The organism is Enterococcus faecalis (assembly GCF_029024925.1).
Taxonomy (GTDB): domain Bacteria; phylum Bacillota; class Bacilli; order Lactobacillales; family Enterococcaceae; genus Enterococcus; species Enterococcus faecalis.
Genome location: NZ_CP118962.1, coordinates 2508066 through 2526437, shown reverse-complemented (window position 1 = coordinate 2526437; position 18372 = coordinate 2508066). Strand labels below are relative to the sequence as shown.

General features: G+C 39.5%; 17 protein-coding genes. All 17 read left to right on the top strand.

Features of this window, described 5'->3' with window-relative positions; genetic code table 11:
• The 17 genes from PYW42_RS12575 (at window position 1) to PYW42_RS12495 (ending at window position 18319) form a co-directional block, all read left to right on the top strand.
• Entirely contained in the window at window positions 1-315 is a 315-nt protein-coding gene (locus PYW42_RS12575; RefSeq protein ID WP_002370047.1) for a rhodanese-like domain-containing protein, read from the top strand.
• Window positions 316-1965: an FAD-dependent oxidoreductase gene (locus PYW42_RS12570; protein WP_002410928.1), complete on the top strand. Its 1650-nt coding sequence runs from the start codon at window positions 316-318 to the stop codon at window positions 1963-1965. It abuts the gene before it with no gap.
• Window positions 1958-2257 (top strand): rhodanese-like domain-containing protein, encoded by a 300-nt coding sequence (locus PYW42_RS12565; RefSeq protein WP_002355066.1) that lies wholly within the window; start codon window positions 1958-1960, stop codon window positions 2255-2257. The genes PYW42_RS12570 and PYW42_RS12565 overlap by 8 nt, the downstream gene beginning before the upstream one ends.
• Window positions 2258-2428: 171 nt before the next feature.
• Window positions 2429-3595 (top strand): efflux RND transporter periplasmic adaptor subunit, encoded by a 1167-nt coding sequence (locus PYW42_RS12560; RefSeq protein WP_002410929.1) that lies wholly within the window; start codon window positions 2429-2431, stop codon window positions 3593-3595.
• Window positions 3588-4262: an ABC transporter ATP-binding protein gene (locus tag PYW42_RS12555; RefSeq protein ID WP_002365285.1), complete on the top strand. Its 675-nt coding sequence runs from the start codon at window positions 3588-3590 to the stop codon at window positions 4260-4262. Before PYW42_RS12560 ends, PYW42_RS12555 begins: the two co-directional genes overlap by 8 nt.
• Window positions 4259-5467 (top strand): ABC transporter permease, encoded by a 1209-nt coding sequence (locus PYW42_RS12550; protein WP_010709063.1) that lies wholly within the window; start codon window positions 4259-4261, stop codon window positions 5465-5467. The genes PYW42_RS12555 and PYW42_RS12550 overlap by 4 nt, the downstream gene beginning before the upstream one ends.
• Before the next feature lie 380 nt (window positions 5468-5847).
• A complete protein-coding gene (locus PYW42_RS12545; RefSeq protein WP_002359135.1) occupies window positions 5848-6513 on the top strand; it encodes a helix-turn-helix domain-containing protein in 666 nt (221 codons plus the stop codon).
• 96 nt (window positions 6514-6609) lie between these two features.
• Window positions 6610-8058, top strand: coding sequence for an amidase (locus tag PYW42_RS12540; protein WP_002410932.1), 1449 nt, complete (start codon window positions 6610-6612; stop codon window positions 8056-8058).
• A 65-nt stretch (window positions 8059-8123) separates the two neighbouring features.
• Complete coding sequence (locus tag PYW42_RS12535) at window positions 8124-8651, top strand: histidine phosphatase family protein (protein ID WP_002359138.1); 528 nt, start codon at window positions 8124-8126, stop codon at window positions 8649-8651.
• A 121-nt stretch (window positions 8652-8772) separates the two neighbouring features.
• Window positions 8773-11586: a sigma 54-interacting transcriptional regulator gene (locus tag PYW42_RS12530; protein ID WP_010709064.1), complete on the top strand. Its 2814-nt coding sequence runs from the start codon at window positions 8773-8775 to the stop codon at window positions 11584-11586.
• Between the two features lie 71 nt (window positions 11587-11657).
• A complete protein-coding gene (locus PYW42_RS12525; protein ID WP_002410934.1) occupies window positions 11658-12059 on the top strand; it encodes a PTS sugar transporter subunit IIA in 402 nt (133 codons plus the stop codon).
• Window positions 12060-12078: 19 nt separating this feature from the next.
• Entirely contained in the window at window positions 12079-12573 is a 495-nt protein-coding gene (locus PYW42_RS12520; RefSeq protein WP_002355078.1) for a PTS system mannose/fructose/N-acetylgalactosamine-transporter subunit IIB, read from the top strand.
• A 23-nt stretch (window positions 12574-12596) separates the two neighbouring features.
• Entirely contained in the window at window positions 12597-13346 is a 750-nt protein-coding gene (locus PYW42_RS12515; RefSeq protein WP_002355079.1) for a PTS mannose/fructose/sorbose/N-acetylgalactosamine transporter subunit IIC, read from the top strand.
• Window positions 13346-14197 (top strand): PTS system mannose/fructose/sorbose family transporter subunit IID, encoded by an 852-nt coding sequence (locus PYW42_RS12510; protein ID WP_002359140.1) that lies wholly within the window; start codon window positions 13346-13348, stop codon window positions 14195-14197. The genes PYW42_RS12515 and PYW42_RS12510 overlap by 1 nt, the downstream gene beginning before the upstream one ends.
• An 11-nt stretch (window positions 14198-14208) precedes the next feature.
• Complete coding sequence (locus PYW42_RS12505) at window positions 14209-15312, top strand: DgaE family pyridoxal phosphate-dependent ammonia lyase (protein WP_010816195.1); 1104 nt, start codon at window positions 14209-14211, stop codon at window positions 15310-15312.
• Window positions 15313-15315: 3 nt separating this feature from the next.
• Entirely contained in the window at window positions 15316-16059 is a 744-nt protein-coding gene (dagF, locus tag PYW42_RS12500) for a 2-dehydro-3-deoxy-phosphogluconate aldolase (RefSeq protein WP_002361094.1), read from the top strand.
• A gap of 346 nt (window positions 16060-16405) precedes the next feature.
• Window positions 16406-18319, top strand: a complete 1914-nt coding sequence (locus PYW42_RS12495) for an endonuclease MutS2 (RefSeq protein WP_010709066.1) — start codon at window positions 16406-16408, stop codon at window positions 18317-18319.
• Window positions 18320-18372: the final 53 nt, after the last annotated feature.

The following is an 18372-nucleotide window of genomic DNA, read 5'->3' as shown; positions in this document are numbered from 1 at the left end:
ATGTTATTTCAATTGTTTAAAAAAACGCCAAGTATTTCAACAAAGGAATTGCAGTCACGTTTATCTAAAGAGATAACGTTATTAGATGTCCGGACACCTAGCGAATACCGCGCAGGGCATATTCCACAAGCGATTAATGTCCCACTTAACAAAATTCCCGCCTACAACAAATCCGCTAACGAAGTCTATGTGATTTGCCAGTCCGGCATGCGCAGTAAAAATGCGGCCAAAATTTTAGCGAGAAAAAACTATCACGTGATTAACGTTCGTGGCGGGATGTCCCAATGGTTTGGTCAAATTAAAGGAGGAAAATAAATGAAAATTGTAATTATCGGAGGCGTGGCTGGTGGCATGTCAGCAGCGACACGTTTACGTCGCTTAATGGAAGATACTGAAATTGTTGTCATGGAAAAAGGCCCTTTTGTTTCATTTGCAAACTGTGGTTTGCCTTACTACGTTTCTGGCGAAATCGCAGAAAGAGAGCAACTGCTTGTTCAAACACCCGAAGCGTTAAAGGCACGGTTTAATTTAGATGTTCGTCCTCACCATGAAGTCGTGGCGATTGATCCAATAGAAAAAGTGATCACAGTGAAACATGAAACAGAAATTTTAACAGAACACTATGACAAATTAATTTTATCACCAGGGGCGAAACCTTTTGTGCCACCAATTACAGGATTGGCAGAAGCCAAAAATGTTTTTTCATTAAGAAATGTTCCTGATTTAGATCAAATTATGACAGCCTTGACACCAGAAACAAAACGAGCCGTCGTGATTGGCGCAGGCTTCATTGGCTTGGAAATGGCAGAAAACTTGCAAAAACGCGGATTAGAAGTCACTCTCGTGGAAAAAGCGCCTCATGTTTTACCGCCATTAGACGAAGAAATGGCCGCTTTTGTCAAAGCTGAATTAAGCAAAAACAATGTTCAAGTAATTACGGGACAATCTGCGGTTGCTTTTGAAGAAGAAGGGCAAGTGATTCGCTTAGAAGACGGTCAAACATTAGCTTCTGATTTAACCATTTTGTCGGTGGGGGTCCAACCAGAAAATACCTTAGCAGTTGAAGCAGGTGTAGCAACTGGTTTACGTGGCGGTATTGTTGTTGATGAACACTATCAAACGAATCAACCCGATATTTATGCGGTTGGGGATGCTATTGTAGTGAAACAACAAATCACTCAAGAAGATGCGCTGATTTCTTTAGCTTCTCCCGCCAATCGCCAAGGACGTCAAGTAGCGGATGTGATTGCTGGGTTAGAGAGAAAAAATCAAGGAAGCATTGGGACCGCCATTGTGCGAGTCTTTGATTTAACCGCCGCTTCAACTGGTTTAAGCGAACGGGCTGCTAAAGCTGCTGGACTAACAACAGCTGTTGTGCATATCAGTGGAAAAGACCATGCGGGGTATTATCCTGGCGCAACAGATCTTCAGTTAAAATTAGTTTTCCATCCTACAACAGGGGAAATTTATGGCGCACAAGGAATTGGGGCCAAGGGCGTAGATAAGCGGATTGATATTCTTGCGACCGCTATTAAAGGACAGTTAACTATTTTTGATTTGCCTGAATTAGAGTTTACCTATGCGCCGCCGTTTGGTTCAGCGAAAGATCCTGTGAACATGTTAGGCTATGCAGCGATGAACCTTGCAGAAGGATTGAGTGAAAACGTTCAATGGTATGAGTTATCCAACGAATTAGCTAAGGGGGCTGTTTTATTAGATGTCCGTAATCCCGCCGAACGAGCCAATGGTCAATTTAAAAATGCTGTGTCTATTCCTTTAAATGAGTTAAGAGAACGTTTGGAGGAATTAGACAAGTCAACGGAGTACATTGTTAGTTGTCACAGCGGTTTGCGTAGTTATATTGCAGAACGGATGCTAAAACAAGCAGGCATCTCAGCCAAAAATTTAGATGGTGCTTTTGCGCTATATCGAATGGTAAAACCGGAGGAACTAGAAAATGTATAACACGATTGGCATGCCTGAATTTTATCAGGAAGCAAAACGAAAAAAATTACCGATTATTGATGTACGAGAAGAAATGGAATACCAACTGGGGCATGTCCCTCAGGCCATCAACTTACCTTTAAGTACTTTAACCGAAAATTATCAGCAATTAGATAAAAACCAACCCTATTATCTGATTTGTCAAATGGGATCGCGCTCCGCACAAGCGTGTGCGTTTCTCAGTCAACAAGGGTATCAAGTAACCAATGTTCTAGGTGGTACATCTGGCTGGTTGGGTCAATTAGAACAATAAAATAACAAAAAACGTTTATCCTTTTACACAGGATAAACGTTTTTTTGTTAGATAAAGATGTGTCAAAACTGTAAGAGGAATGATAGGAAGATGAAGGGACCAGTTTTTTTATTCATTATATACTAAATAAAATGACAAACTCGTCAACAGAAATCAAGGAGGAACAAATAAATGAAAAAGTCAGGCCAGAAGAAGCGAAATAAAAAAGTGTGGTTCGGTATTGGTGCCGCAGTGGTCGTCGTCGGATTTATCGGAGCAAAAACAGTTTTTTCTTCAAAAGAAGTTGAACCTGAATACACAACGTATACCATTACAGAAATGGCCTCATTAAAATTAGATGGTCAAGTGAGTTTTTTAGATACTCGGGATATTTTCTTTGATCCTTCTTTAGGAAAAATTGCCGAAATAAATGTTGAAAATGGTAAAGAAGTCAAGAAAGATAGTCCATTGTTAACGTACAATAACTCAGACATCCAAGCCACAGAAACAGAACAAGCGAATGCTGTTAATCGAAACAATCTTCAAGTCCAACAAGCACAAGAGAACGTTAACTTAGCAACTCAAAAATACAATGAAGCCTTAAACAAAGTTGCTGCAGCCAAGCAAAAATTAAACACCGCAAAAGAGGCTGAAGAGAAAGAAACACTAAATGCGGAAATTCAGCAATTGAATGAAGCTGTTAGTGCTGCGAATAGTGAAGTCGCCCAAGCTAACCAAGCCCTTCAATTAGTCAACAGTGATGCCGTCGGAGCAGCAAACACGCTTGAACAAACACGTGGCAAAGTCAACACAGTCGTTACAGCACCAATTGATGGCCAAGTCACTGTCGATGCTAGTGCTATGAGTAGTACCGACAAACCAGTCATTAAAATTGCAACACAAAAGAAAAATATTCAAGGAAAAGTAACCGAATATGATTACGATAAATTACAGACAGGGGAAGAAGTAACAGTGACGACCGTTGGTTCAGGCAAATCAGCGCCAGGCAAAATTGTTTCCATTGCGCAAACCCCAATAGCTAAAAATGAAGGCAATCCAGTAGTGAGTTATCAATTTACAGTAGAAGGTGATTTTCCTTGGGCAGAAGGCTTGTCTACTAGTATCGCTGTGCCACAAAAGCAAATGATTATACCGACAGCAGCAATCCAAAAAGAAGGCCAAAAAGAATTTGTCTATGTTTACAAAGCGGGCAAAGCGAAAAAAACACCGATTGAAACAGAAACAAATTTAGGTCGTAAAGTTGTCAAAAGTGGCTTGAATTGGAAAGACCAAGTGATTGCCAATCCCAATAAAGAATTAAAAGATAATCAAGATGTTCAGGTAGCTGCCAATGATTAAGCTAGCCCATATTCATAAATATTATTATTCCGAAGAAGAAACACTGCATGTGTTAGATGATATTAACCTCCAAGTAGACGCTGGAGAATTTTTAGCGATTATGGGTCCTTCTGGTTCTGGGAAATCGACTTTGATTAATTTGCTAGGCTTTATTGATAAAAAGTTTGAAGGAACGTATTTATTTGAAGACCGTGAAATTGGCGACTTTTCTGATAAGGAACTATCCCGAATTAGAAATGAAGCAGTCGGCTTTGTCTTTCAGAATTTTAGTTTAATTGAAACACTAACAGTTGAAGAAAACATTGAATTACCTCTTTTATATAGTGGGTTAACCCCAAAAGAAGCCAAAGATCGTGTCCACGAAGTTCTGACAAAAGTCGGCTTGCCAGATAAAGGCAAGAAGCATCCAAAACAACTTTCGGGCGGACAACAACAACGTGTTGCCATTGCGCGTGCGATTGTCAATCGGCCAAGTTTTATTATTGCAGATGAACCAACTGGGGCTTTAGATAGTAAAACATCGGAAGAAATTTTAACGCTCTTTCAGCAATTAAACAATGAAGGTGTTACCATTATTTTAGTGACACATGATGAAGAAACAATTGAATACTGCAATCGTTTGATTAAAGTTCGTGATGGAAAGATTTTAGAGGAGGTGCTGACATGAAACGTTCAATTATTTGGAAAACCGCCTTCCGTTCCATTTTGAAAAATAAGCGACGCAGCTTGTTAACGATGCTAGGGATTGTCATCGGGATCGCTTCGGTGATTACCATCGTGGCTATCGGTAACGGCTTTAAAGAAGACATGGTCGATAAATTATCTGCTGAAAAACAAAAAGAAAATGTGAAAAAGATTTCTTTTTCGGCCTACAACACTTCGGATATGTTTAGTGACCAAGCGATGTTTACCGACAATGATTTAGGGGTCGTGCGCATGGTTCCTGGCGTAGAAAAAATTGATTTTGATCAAAGAGAAGTTGATGGCGCCCAAAAAGGTACACTGAATTTTCAAGCAGGACCGAAAAATCTTTCCGTAACCTATGAACTTGCTAACAAAACCACCAAAGAATTGTTGGCGGGACGCCAACTGAATGATGGAGACAATGCAAAAATGGATAAAACAGTGGTGGTGGATGAACTGGTTGCCAAAGAACTCTACCAAGACCCAACTGCAGCAGTTAATCGAACTTTTCCATATAAAGAGCAACTTTTTACCATTGTTGGCGTGACAACCAATACCAGCGGTGCCATTGGTCCAGGTAATGATGACTCATTGCTTTATTTTCCCAAAAAGACCTATGAACATTATTTCGGCAAGCTAAAAGATACATCTACGTTGAAACTAACAGTAGCACCTGGCTATCAACCAGATCAAGTATTGAAAGAAACAATAAAAACTCTCTCTCAACAAGGAACCATGAAAAACAGTGGGACGTATCAAGAATATAATGTTAAAGATACCATCAAAGAAATGGGCTCTTTATTAAATAATTTAACCTTGTTTATTTCCGCAATTGCGGCTATTTCACTGGTAATTGCTGGGGTCGGCGTTATGAATATGATGTACATTTCGGTCTCAGAACGGGTTAAGGAAATTGGTATCCGACGTGCATTGGGCGGGACAGCCAGTGATATTAAAAAGCAATTCTTAACAGAAGGGATTGCCTTGACCTTAATCGGCGGAATTACTGGTTATCTTTTAGGAATGATTATTGCCTACTTAGCCTCAATGGCACTACCGTTTTCTGTTCGTCCAGACTTAATGACGGTTTCATTAGCCATCGGGATTTCTGTCTTTATCGGGGTTGTATTTAGCTATTTCCCTGCCTCGGCAGCTTCAAAAAAAGACTTAATCGATATTATGAAATAAATATAAATAGCAAAGAAACAGCCATTTTTGGCTGTTTTTTTTAGTGAAAGTAGAAAAAAATACAAAGATTTCAAGAGAAAGTAGCTAACAAACGTCAAAAGGTTGATATTAGCTACCAACCTTTTGACGTTTGTCAGCTAAATAAAAAAGAAAAAAATTAAAAAAATAGCACGTTGAGGATTAAATAACAAACATTTTTTAAATAAGACTATTGGAAATCCTTTATAAATCGGGGATTACAGGAATGACTGTTAATGACTGATTTGCTTGTAAATTTCTAAATTTTAATTCGAAAAAATTCCAGTATACTAAATATATCAAAACAAAACACGAAAATTGAGAAAATTTTGAACTAAAAAAGAATTAAGGAGGAATCAAGAATGAAAATAATGGTCATCACAAAAAATATTTTATCAGAAACCGCTTTTCAAAACCGCTTACAGCATTTAGATCATCAAGTTTTTTGTACGACGTGTCTGATTGGTGAAATTAAGGAAAGTCATTTGTTTTATCGAAAATTTGATGCCATCATTCTCAGCGAAACGATTCCTCGCAAAGAACAATATTTATATCTAAAGGAATTAGCCAGAGTTAAAACGCCGTTGTTTCTTCGCTCGGAAGACATTCCTACCTCGGAAGAATTGAGCATTAGCTATCAATATGGCATTCTCAATTGGTTACGATTGGATGCGACTTTGGATACATTAAGAGAAAATCTCCTTTTGGCAGAATTAAATAAACCCATCCAACGAGAAGATGAAAAGTTAGATGTAGAGGGGATAAAGCTAACAGCCGCAGAACGTGCACTACTGGCTGTCTTGTATAGTACGCCAAAAGAACACTTACCAATGGAGCGCCTTTGTAAATTAATATATGACACAGAAGAAACAGCCAATAATCGAAAAAAAATGACCAAACAGCTGACAAAATTAAATAAAAAAATTCAAGTAGGGGGCTTTAAAAAACAAGGTATCCAAAATACACGGTATAAAGGCTACAAACTGCATCCGCAGTTGCTTCCTTACATTGGCGAATTATTTACTTAAAATAAAGAAACTCTTGACGAATGAAAATCACCATCACAGGATGACCCCTAAAAACCATGCTATACTAATAAGGAATAGTATAGGAGGTGGGTCTGTATGAAAGACGGACTATATTGGGTACAACAATTAAAAGAACAGAAAGTAAGTCACACAGAACTCTTAAAGGATATTGAGAAAAAAGTCCAAAAGTTAAATCCAAAGATCAATGGCTTTGTAACCTTTGACAGCCAAAAAGCAGAAGCAACTTATCAAAAAAATAAACAGCAGGACACACTATTTGCTGGTTTGCCATTTCCTTTGAAAATGTTAGGCCAAGAAAAAGCGGGGTGGTCAGCAACGGCTGGCTCGCAACTTTTTAAAAATAGTACTGCAACAACGACTTCTAACTTTGTCAAACAAGCAGAAACGATTGGCTTGATGCCTTTAGGACAAACCAACGCCCCAGAGTTTGGCTTTAAAAATATTACGGATCCTGCGCTTTACGGGCCAGCCCGCAATCCTTGGAACCTGGAACATTCGCCAGGCGGTTCCAGTGGCGGCGCTGCCGCAGTTGTCGCTAGCGGGATTGTTCCTATAGCCGGCGCTAGCGATGGCGGTGGCTCCATCCGAATTCCCGCCTCTTTTAGTGGCTTAATTGGCTTAAAACCTAGCCGTGGCTCCATGCCTGTCGGCCCTGAAGGCTGGCGAGGCTGGCAAGGTGCCTCGATTGACTTTGCGTTGACTATTTCTATGAGAGACACCAAAGCGTTATTCTATGGCCTACGTGGTAGCCACAGTGGCGCCCCCTACCAAGCGCCCTTGGCAGAATGGCAAACACACCCTAAAAAACAACGGCTAAAAATTGCTCTGTGTACCGCTTCGCCTATCGGCTCAATGATTTCGCCAGAAGCAACACAAGCGGCGAAACAAGCGGCTGATTTTCTGGCAGCCGCTGGCCATGAAATCATTGAGATTCCTTATCCAGTCGATGGTGCAGCGCTGATTCGCTCCTATTATCAAATGAACGGCGCAGAAACTACAGCAATGATGAACAGCATTCAACAGGGGCTCGGGCGCCCAATTCGTAAAGAAGAAATCGAATCTTTTTCATGGACCATGCATCAATTTGGCCAAAAGATTCCAGCAGCCACCTATGTTCATTCATTACAGTTGTGGGATCAAGCAGCAGTAACGATGGAAGAACTTTTTCAAAAATTTGATCTGTTTTTATCACCAACAACGGCTTTTTCAGCACCAAAAATTAACGAAGATTTGCAAAGTGAGCACATTCGTCAACGAATGGCGCAAGCAGCAGAATTAACAGAAGCAGAATTAGCTGAATTAATCTATGATTATTTTGATAAAAGTTTACAGCTAACACCGTATACTCAACTAGCTAACTTGACAGGACAACCAGCCATCAGCTTGCCCACACATGTTACGGCAACGGGGTTACCCTTAGGCATTCAATTGCTGGCTGCTCGTGGACGTGAAGATCTCTTATTCCAAGTAGGCGAACAGTTTGAGCAAGAAGGCAAATTTAAATTACCAGAAAGTTACCGCTAAATAGGGTGTTATTGTGACCAAATTTCAGATAAAATAGACACAAGACAAAAAACTGAGGTGGAAAAATGCTGTACGTAGTGAGACATGGTGAAACAGATTATAATGTGGCCCGTAGAATTTGTGGTCATGCGGAAGCGCAATTGACCGAAAAAGGCTATCAACAAGCGGAATTGGTAGCTGAAAAAATTGCCAAACAAGGAATTCAAATCGACCGTTTACTGGCGTCGCCTTTAAAAAGGGCGCAAGAAACAGCCCGTAAAATTGCAGAACGAAATCAATTGACGATTGAAACAGAACCTCGTTTAATTGAGATGAATTTTGGCATTTATGATGGTGAACCGATTGAAACAACGGCTTTCCAAGAAAATCGTTCTGAGATTTCCTTGCCGTTTCCAGAAGGGGAATCAGTCCTAGATGTCGCGGGTCGAATTTATCCCCTGATTGAGGAAGCCTTGGCTTCAGAGGAAACTTACCTATTTGTTTGCCACAATGCGGTCATGCGAGTCATTGATAACTACTTCAATGGTAAAAAAATCCAAGATTTCTTGGACTTTCATTGTGAAAATACACAACTTGTACAATACGGAGAATAAAAATCAAGTCTTTAATCTTTTGGTTAAAGACTTGATTTTTTTTATGGTAAATAAGAAACCGCTTCCGTTTTAATGTATAATAAATTAACTTTTGGATCAAAAAAGAAATGGGGAAAAGACTATGAGAATTGATAATATTCATCAAGCGTTAAAACAGTTTCACGTACAAAATCCAAGTAGCAAAGAAACCTTGTTGCCCGCAACGGCTTCGCAATTAAGTCAGGCCTCTGGCTATACCCGAACCGCTGTTAGTGAAGAGCTTTCAGAATTAGTGAGAAAAGACCAAGTCGTTAAAGTTAAATCAAGACCGGTGTTATTTTTTGATAAAGACTACTTAGAGGAACAGTTTCCTTTTTTTAAAAGTAGCACGTGCTATGATTCCCTCGCTTCGCTGCAAGAGGACATTTATCAACAGACAGAACAGATACATAAGAAAAAGCAGCTACTGAAAATGAATCCATTTGCGAACGTAATTGGTTTTGATGGGAGCTTAGCAGACGCCATCAAGAAGTTGAAAGCCGCTATTTTATATCCGCCTAATGGCTTGAATATTTTACTTACTGGAGAATCTGGGGTGGGGAAAACCTTAATTGCGGAACAATTACACCAATTTTATCAAGTTAAAATGAACCAAGAAGTTCCGTTTATTTATTTTAATTGTGCAGAATATTTCAACAATCCAGAATTATTAACTTCGCATCTGTTTGGCTATAAAAAAGGCAGTTTTACTGGTGCCGTCAATGACCAAAAAGGCTTAGTGGAGTTGGCAGATGGCGGTTTTTTATTTTTAGATGAAGTCCATCGATTAACGAGCGAAGGCCAAGAAAAATTGTTTACAGTTTTGGATAAAGGGTATTTTACACGGATGGGTGAAGCCGAAAAACAAAGAAATGTATCGATAAAATTTATTTTTGCAACAACCGAAGCCGTCAATCAACATTTTTTGAAAACGTTTTTAAGAAGGATCCCTGTGACATTAGCCATTCCAGCTTTAGCCGAGCGCTCTTTGAAAGAAAAAATTCAATTGATTTTGTCCTTTTTCTTAGAAGAAAGTCAACGGATTCAAAAGAATATCCATATTCGTTATGAGGCGTTGAAACAATTAACGTTTACTCATTTTGAAGCCAACGTTGGCGAATTGAAAGCGGCGATTCAATTTATGAGCGCACAAGCCTATTTAGAAGTATTCGATCAATTAACGGAAACTATTTGCATTGAAGCAAACGAGGGGACAGTCAAAGAGCAACCTGATGTAGAAAGTCTGCTGGCTTTTAATGAGTGGATACCTAACGATGGCCTCACGATTCAATACAACCATTTTTATTTAAGCAGTCAAGAGTTACTCAAATCGGAAAGTCTGAAAAATGATCGTTTTTATAATTTTCTATTGAAAGAATATGCGGATTTGAAAAAATTAACTCTTTCGACAGAGGATGCGCTAGCAATCATGCAAAACAAAGTCGAGCAACTTTATGATATGGATATTTTTGCTCAAGAACCGCTAGCCATAGAGGCCATTGACGAAACATTGCAGCCAAAAATTCAAGAAGCCATTGTCTTTTTTGAACAATTAATCCAAGAAAAATTGACAGAGGATTTCCAGAATATTTTAATTGTCCACCTTTATTCTGCTGTTTTTTATTCTGCACAAATGAATGAAACGTTTTATTCAGATACCAAAAATATCTATTCTGGCAAAGTAACCCAGTATCAAGCTGCTAAGACCATGGTGGACTTTCTACAAACATTGTTTGGGATTTCTTTTGCTGATACGGAAATTCTCTTTTTTGATCTATTTATTCGTAAAGTCACAGCTAAAAAAAGAGCGCACTCAGTCGAAGAAAACTGTGGCGTTATCGTCGTTGCTCATGGTACCGCGACGGCCAGCAGTATGGTTGAGTACACCAACCTTCTGTTTTCAACAACGGTCATGCGTGCAGTTGATATGCCGATTAATCAATCCGTGGAAGAAACATTAGAAAAAGTCCGTGCAATTGTAAAGCAAAATCAGTATAAAAAAATTATTTTAATGGTGGACATCGGTTCCCTGGTTTACTTTGGTAATGCTATCAGTCAAACGTTTCAAATGGAAGTGCTGCTAATTAGCAATATCAATCTCTTAACATTGCTAGAAGTGGCCCGAGAAGTCATTTATGAATCGACGGCGTTTGAGTATCTATTACCAGTCTTAAAAGAAAAAAATCATCGCGCCTTGATTTGCAGTAAAGGTCGCTTCAACGAGGCAAAAGTTCTCATTATTTCCTGTCTAACTGGCATGGGGACTGCTATTAAAATTGAACAATTGTTACTAAAAACTTTTCCCAATGAATTACTAACGAATGTACGCATCATTACTTTAGAGAAAAGAGAAGTGGAAGACATTGATCGCTTGCATTCTTTTGTTCGGAAAGAAGAGAAAATCGTTGGTATCATTGGCACCGTAAAGACAGAAGTGCCAGATATTCCGTTTATTTCTTTACAAGATTTACTATCGAAGCGGGGCATTCAGCTAGTTTTCGAATTATTAGGCCATCATTTAGAAGAAAAACAAAACCAAGAGTTACTAAAAAAAGTTTCAGCTAAATATATTCAAGGATTATCAATCGAAGCTATTACAGACTTACTAACGGTTTTGAATCCTACAACCATTTCAATCGAATTAGCTAAGATTTATTCAGACATTTGCTTGCAAACTAAAATAAAAAGTGACGAAAAGATTTTACTTCGTTTTATCATTCATTGTGCTTGTATGTTAGAACGGCAATTGTTGAATCCAGAATATGACCCGACAGCTTATGAAGTGTCATATCGAGAGTTGCCAGAAGCTGTATCTGTCATAAAAATGGCGTTTCGACCGCTTGAAGTGTCCTATAATCTGTTGATTCCACCTTTGGAAGTGCGCTATATTTATGAATTGCTCTTTGAAAAGGCTTAATTCAAACGGAAATGAAAGTTGGCACACTTATTGCTTTTAATAAAATGATTAATTAGCAAAGGAGTTTGTTTATGGAAAATGAACCAATTTTACTTTTAACACACAATGGTTGGGGCTTGGAATTAGTCAAAAGCGTCCAGATGATTGTTGGAGAAGTCACAAATGTACATGAAGTTGCATTACAAGCAGAGGATTCACTGGGGGATTATTTAGAACGAGTCACAGAAACAATTGACCAATTAACGTGGCACAACCAGTTGCTAATTTTAACAGATGTTAAAGGCGGCACACCTAGTAACGTTGCATTACGTTTATCAAAAGATTATGACCTCCTGATTGTGTCAGGATTATGCACATCGTTATTATTAGAATCCGTCATGAAACAAAGTGGTCCTGGATTTCGTTTACAAGATGCAGAGATGATTCAACAAGCAGCAGTAGACAGTTGTCAAATTTTAGAAATTCCAAAATAAGAAAGTACAGGTGAACAGAATGTCAAAAATCGTATTAACAAGAGTCGATAGCCGTTTAATCCATGGACAAGTAGTGACTAAATGGTTACAACAATCAGGTGCAAATGAAATTTTGGTAGTGAGTGATGAACTAGAGCAAGATGAATTTTTACAAAGTATTTATTTAATGGCGGCGCCTCCAGGGGTTTCTGTAGTAATTAAAGGGATTGAAAGTGCCAAAGAATATTGGGAATCGCAAGAAAAGGAAGAGAAAAAGGTGTTATTTTTAGTGCCAGATTTAACGACCTTAAAAGCGATGGTGGACCAAGAAATTATTAAAGAGGAGATTCAAGTTGGTGGCTTAGGTGGCGGACCAAATCGGAAAAATGTTTTAAAAAATATCAATTTATCTGAAGAAGATGTTGCAATTTTGACTGAACTTTTAACGAAGGGCATCCATGTTTTCTTCCAAGCGATTCCCGAAGAAAATCCCCTACCAATTCAAAAATTAATTGAAAAATATCAATCACTATAATCAGAGAAAAAGGAGAGAATCATATGGGCGTTTTAGGTGTTTCAATTATTATGGGACTTTATTATTGGTTTGCACGTTTGCGTTTTGGGTACACATTTTCAGGCATGCTGTCTCAGCCATTAGGTGCAGCGTTGGTGGCTGGTTTAGCAACAGGAAAACTTAGTGAAGCAATGGTTGTGGGGGCGGGGATTCAACTTGTTTATCTCGGAGTCACCTCCACACCGGGTGGCAATGTGCCTAGTGATCCGGCTTTAGCTTCAGCAATCGCGATTCCGATTGCTTTAGGTGTGGGAATGAATGCCGAGGCGGCTGTTGCACTAGCTGTTCCTTTTGGTGTGTTAGGCGTCTTTATGGATCAATTACGGCGCACCATCAATGCGACGTGGGTGCATATGGCTGATAAATATGCGGAAGAGTTAAATTATGGGGGGATTTACCGAGCTGCGTTTGTTTATCCAGCTTTAGCAGGATTTTTAATTCGCTTTCCGTTGGTTTTTGCGGCGAACTTTTTTGGTCAATCCGTGGTGAATAAAGTCTTAGAAGTTATCCCAGCATGGTTGATGCACGGCTTTGAAGTAATGGGTGGTATTTTACCAGCGTTAGGCTTCGCCTTAACAATTATGGTAATTGGCAAGAAAAATTTGATTCCTTATTTTTTAATTGGTTTTGTTGCAGTAGTATATTTTGGCGCAGAAGTTATGGCCGTCGCTATTTTAGGAATCTGTATTGCCTTTTTAGTTAGAAACAAGGCATTGAGTGAGGAGGCAGCATAATGGAACAAATGACACAAGCAAATGAACAACAATTGGAACAGAAAAAAATTACAAAAAAAGAATTATCCAAAGCCTTTTGGATTTATCAACTAGGCTGTGAATTATCCAATTCTTATGAACGTCTTCAAAGTTTAGTTTTTTGTGCATCGATGATTCCTGCAATTAAAAAACTTTACGCAGACGATGAAGAACAACAAAGAGAAGCTCTGAAACGTCATTTGAATTTTTTTAATACTGAAGGAACAGTAGGGGCTTCCATTCAAGGGATTGCAATTGCTATGGAGGAAGAAAAATCCAATGGCGCAGCGATCTCTGATACGGCGATCACATCGATTAAAACTGGGCTGATGGGTCCGCTGGCTGGGATTGGTGATTCGATTATTTGGGCAGCATTAATGCCGTTAATCATTTCCATTTTTATTCCAATGGCTAAAGGAGGTAACGTGATTGGAAGTATCGGTCCGTTGGTTCTGTACACAGCCATTACGTTATACATCAGTTGGACGTTAGTAAATAAGTCCTATACATTAGGGCGTAATTCAATCTTAAGTTTGTTAAAAGACGGCAAAATTAAGCAAGTCATTTATTCAGCAAATGTTTTAGGAATGATGATGATGGGCGCTTTAAGTGCGAGTTATGTTAAAATTGCTAGCCCGATGACGTTTAAAGTTACTGGCGGTGCCACGATTGTTTTACAAGATATCCTAGATCAAATTATGAAAGGGTTACTTCCTTTAGCAGCAGTCATGGCTATTTATTTCTTCATGGTAAAAAAAGGCCCACGTTACGGTATCATTATCGGCACGATTGTCTTAGTTAGTTTGGTCACTTCATTCTTTGGTTTGTTATAAAGGAGAAAATAATGAATAGTTACGAAAAATTCCACTTGAAAGAAGTCATCAATGCTTCTGGCAAAATGACCATTCTAGGTGTCTCCAAAGTTTCGGAGGCAGTCCTAGCGGCTCAACGATTCGGCGGCGAACATTTCTTTGAAATGAGTGAACTTAGTGTGCAAACAGGAGCTTTTTTAGCCAACTTGTTGAAGGTAGAAGATGCCCAAATCGTTTCCTCGGCTTCGGCGGGGATTGCCCAATCGGTGGCTGCCTTGATTGGAAAAGGCAGCTTGTACCACGCGTATCATCCCTATACAGAAAAAATCGAACAGCGAGAGATTATTTTACCTAAAGGGCACAACGTGGACTACGGTACGCCTGTAGAAGTCATGGTAGCGCAAGGCGGCGGCCAAGTGGTGGAAGCTGGCTACGCCAACATGTGCAGTCCAGAACACGTGGAAATGATGATTTCCGAAAAAACAGCGGCCATTCTATACATCAAAAGCCATCATACCGTGCAAAAAAGTATGCTGACGGTGGCCGAAGCGGCCAAAGTGGCGCAACGCCACAAGGTGCCGCTAATTGTTGACGCGGCAGCAGAAGAAGATCTTTTCAAATACACTGAAGCAGGCGCTGATTTGGTGATTTACAGCGGCGCCAAAGCCATCGAAGGGCCAAGTGCCGGTTTAGTGGTCGGGAAAAAAGAATACATTGACTGGGTGCGCCTACAAGGCAAAGGCATTGGTCGAGCAATGAAAATTGGCAAAGACAATATCCTAGGCTTTACGCAAGCAGTGGAAGAATACTTGGCGCATGGCAGTGAATCAGAGGCTTCGATGCAAGAACGCTTAAAACCGTTTGTTGAAGCCATCAACAACCTGTCAGATTTAACCGCTAAAATCGTCCAAGATGGCGCCGGACGAGACATTTATCGCGCCAGTGTCAAAGTGGACGGCAGAAAAACCGCCAAGGAAGTCATCCAAGCGTTAAAAGCAGAAAGTCCAGCTATTTATACGCGAGAATATCAAGCCAACAATGGCATCATTGAGTTTGACATTCGTTCTGTCAATCAAGAAGAAATGAACAAAATCGTGCAACGATTACAAGAAATTATGGACACAAAGGAGAAATAAGCCATGTCATTAAAACCTAATTATTTAGAAGAACGCATTTGTTTAAACGTCTTAGCCAATTCAGTAGAAAATGCCCAAGCCTGTTATGAAGCAGCAGAAGGGCATGTTGTGTTAGGCGTCCTTTCAAAAAACTATGAAACCGATGAAGCAGCCATTGACGATATGAAAAAATACCAAGCAGCAACCAACAACGCTTTATCTGTCGGCTTGGGGGCTGGCGATCCTAATCAAAGTCAAATGGTGGCTCGCTTATCAGAAGTTCTACAACCGCAACACGTGAACCAAGTCTTCACAGGTGTCGGCGCTTCGCGGGCCTTACTTCGTCAAGACGAAACAGTAATTAATGGCTTGGTTTCACCCACAGGCAAAGTTGGCTATGTTAACATTGCGACAGGTCCGTTAAGCTCGGGTGCGCCAGCGGCGGAAGTACCTATCGAAACCGCCATCAAATTGTTGAAAGACATGGGAGGCAGTTCCATTAAATATTTCCCGATGAAAGGCTTGGCTCACAAAGAAGAATACCAAGCAGTAGCAGCAGCTTGTGCCAAGTATGACTTTTATTTAGAGCCAACAGGGGGCATTGATTTAGAAAACTTTGAAGAAATTGTTCAAATTGCGGTGGATGCCGGCGTTAAAAAAATCATTCCTCATGTCTACAGCTCAATTATCGATCAAGAAACAGGGGACACTAGAACAGAAGACGTGAAAACGTTACTAACCATGATGAAAAACACATTGAATAAGTAAAGGGCCAATCTTTATTTGACTTTCTTCGCCAGATTTGCTACTCTCAAGTGGAGAATAAATAAAAACCAACAAATGAATGTGGGGTATTTTGGTGAGTGTCGTAGGTATCTAATTGATAAGTTGAATAACCAGTGAACCAAGCAAGGTTTATTTGGTGTGCTTAGAAAGTGATACCTGTCAGTCATCTCAATTACTAAATACCTCCTTTAAAAGAGGTTTCTTTAGTAACCTTTATCCAATGATAAAGAGGACAGCGGTAGAACGCTGTCCTCTTTTTTCTGTAGAAACTGGTTTTTATTTAAAGGCGCCAGGTATTCTTTTCGTGATAGAAAGGAAGAAAAAACAAATGAATCATGAAACCATTCAAAAATTACAATTTACAACAATTCTTAAAGAAGTTCAAACACGTGCGATTGGCGAGTATAGTAAAGAACGGTTGGCGAAAATGGTCCTTGCAACACGTTTAGAAACAGTGCAGTCCCGCTTAACGGAAACAACCGAGGCCCGCTTAATTATTGATAGCGGACAACACGTCCCTTTCATGGGCTTGAGCCAAATTACCCGCTTGCTTCAACAAGTGAAAAAAGGCTTAATCCTTACACCAAACGAATTGATTGAGGTCGCTGACTTTTTAAGAAGTAGTCAGCGAATCCAGAAGTTTTTTGAAAAAAATCAATACCAAACACCACGCCTATTTAGTTACAGCCAGCACTTAGCTGATTTCAGAGCAATTGAAGAACAAATTTATACGAAAATCCATAATCAAAAAGTTGCCACCGATGCTTCTCGACAACTTCGGAAAATCCGGCGTCAAATCAATGAATGCCAACAAGAAATTGAAACAAAAGTCACCAAATTTTTACGTAATAAAAATAATCAACTGTATATTCAAGAAAATATGATGGTGAAAAAAGGGGAACATTACACGGTACCAATCAAAGCTAGCTATAAAAATAAGGTTTCAGGCACAATCATTGAGCAATCCAATAAAGGACAAACGGTCTTCATTGAACCTGTAGCAATTAGTAAATTAAATGAACAATTGACACTCTTAAAAGCGGAAGAAACAGCGGAAGAATATCAAATTTTGGCAGAACTAACAGGGTTAATCAATGAGCAAGAACGACTAGTCGATCAAGCCGTCGATACAATGACCACCTTAGATATTATTTTTGCACGAGGAAAGTATAGTCGCGAAATTGGTGGGATTACGCCAAAAGTAAACAAAGAAGAACGCTTGCGCATTGTTCAAGGAAAACACCCTCTTTTATTAGAACACGCAGTACCATTGACGTTTTCTTTAGGAGCAGAGTATCGAGGACTTGTCATTACAGGTGCCAATGCTGGTGGTAAAACGGTTGTCTTGAAAACAGTTGGCTTATTGACTGTCATGACACAATTTGGGTTGCAAATTCCAGCACAAGCGGGCACAGAGATTCCAGTATTAGATGAAATTTTTGTCGATATTGGTGATCAGCAAAATCTGGAAAATGCGTTAAGCACTTTTTCTGGGCACATGAAAAATATTGCGGAAATGTTGCGTAATGTTAAGCGACACACGCTTGTTTTATTAGATGAAATTGGCAGTGGTACCGAGCCGAACGAAGGAGCTGGCTTAGCGATTGCTATCATGGAAACGATGTATCAAAAGGGAGCCTTGGTAGTTGCAACGACCCATTATGGTGAAATTAAACGTTTTGCCCAAGAGCATGACGATTTTGTGTCCGCCGCAATGGCCTTCGATCGTGAAACATTAACGCCCAAATATCAATTGAAAATTGGTGAAGTTGGCGATAGTCAGGCGCTTTGGATTGCACGTAAAATGAAGATGGAGCCACAGCTCATTGAAAAGGCGGCTCATTATATTCAGCGGAAAGAATACCCTACTAATCGAAGTCTATTTAAACCCCTGAAAGCAAAAGAAACGACCTTTGCCACGTTTGTAGAAGAAACACACCGTTATCAAAAAGGTGATCGTGTCCTATTGACAGAAACACAACAAATTGGGTTGGTTTTTACAGATGAGGGTGAACAAGAAATCCAAGTATTTGTGAATGATAAAATTGAAAATGTACCACGAAGACGGTTGAAATTACAAGCGAAAGCACAAGATCTATATCCGCAAGACTATGATTTAGAAAGTTTATTTACAGATTTCCATGAACGAAAGAAACTCAAAGATATTGAACGCGGCTCAAAAAAAGCGCAGAAACAATTACGCAAAGAGGCCGAAAAAAGAGCAGCAAGACGCGATAAATAAGGAACTTAACAGAAGCAATACAACAACTTAACACTTTGTTTACTTGTTATTTA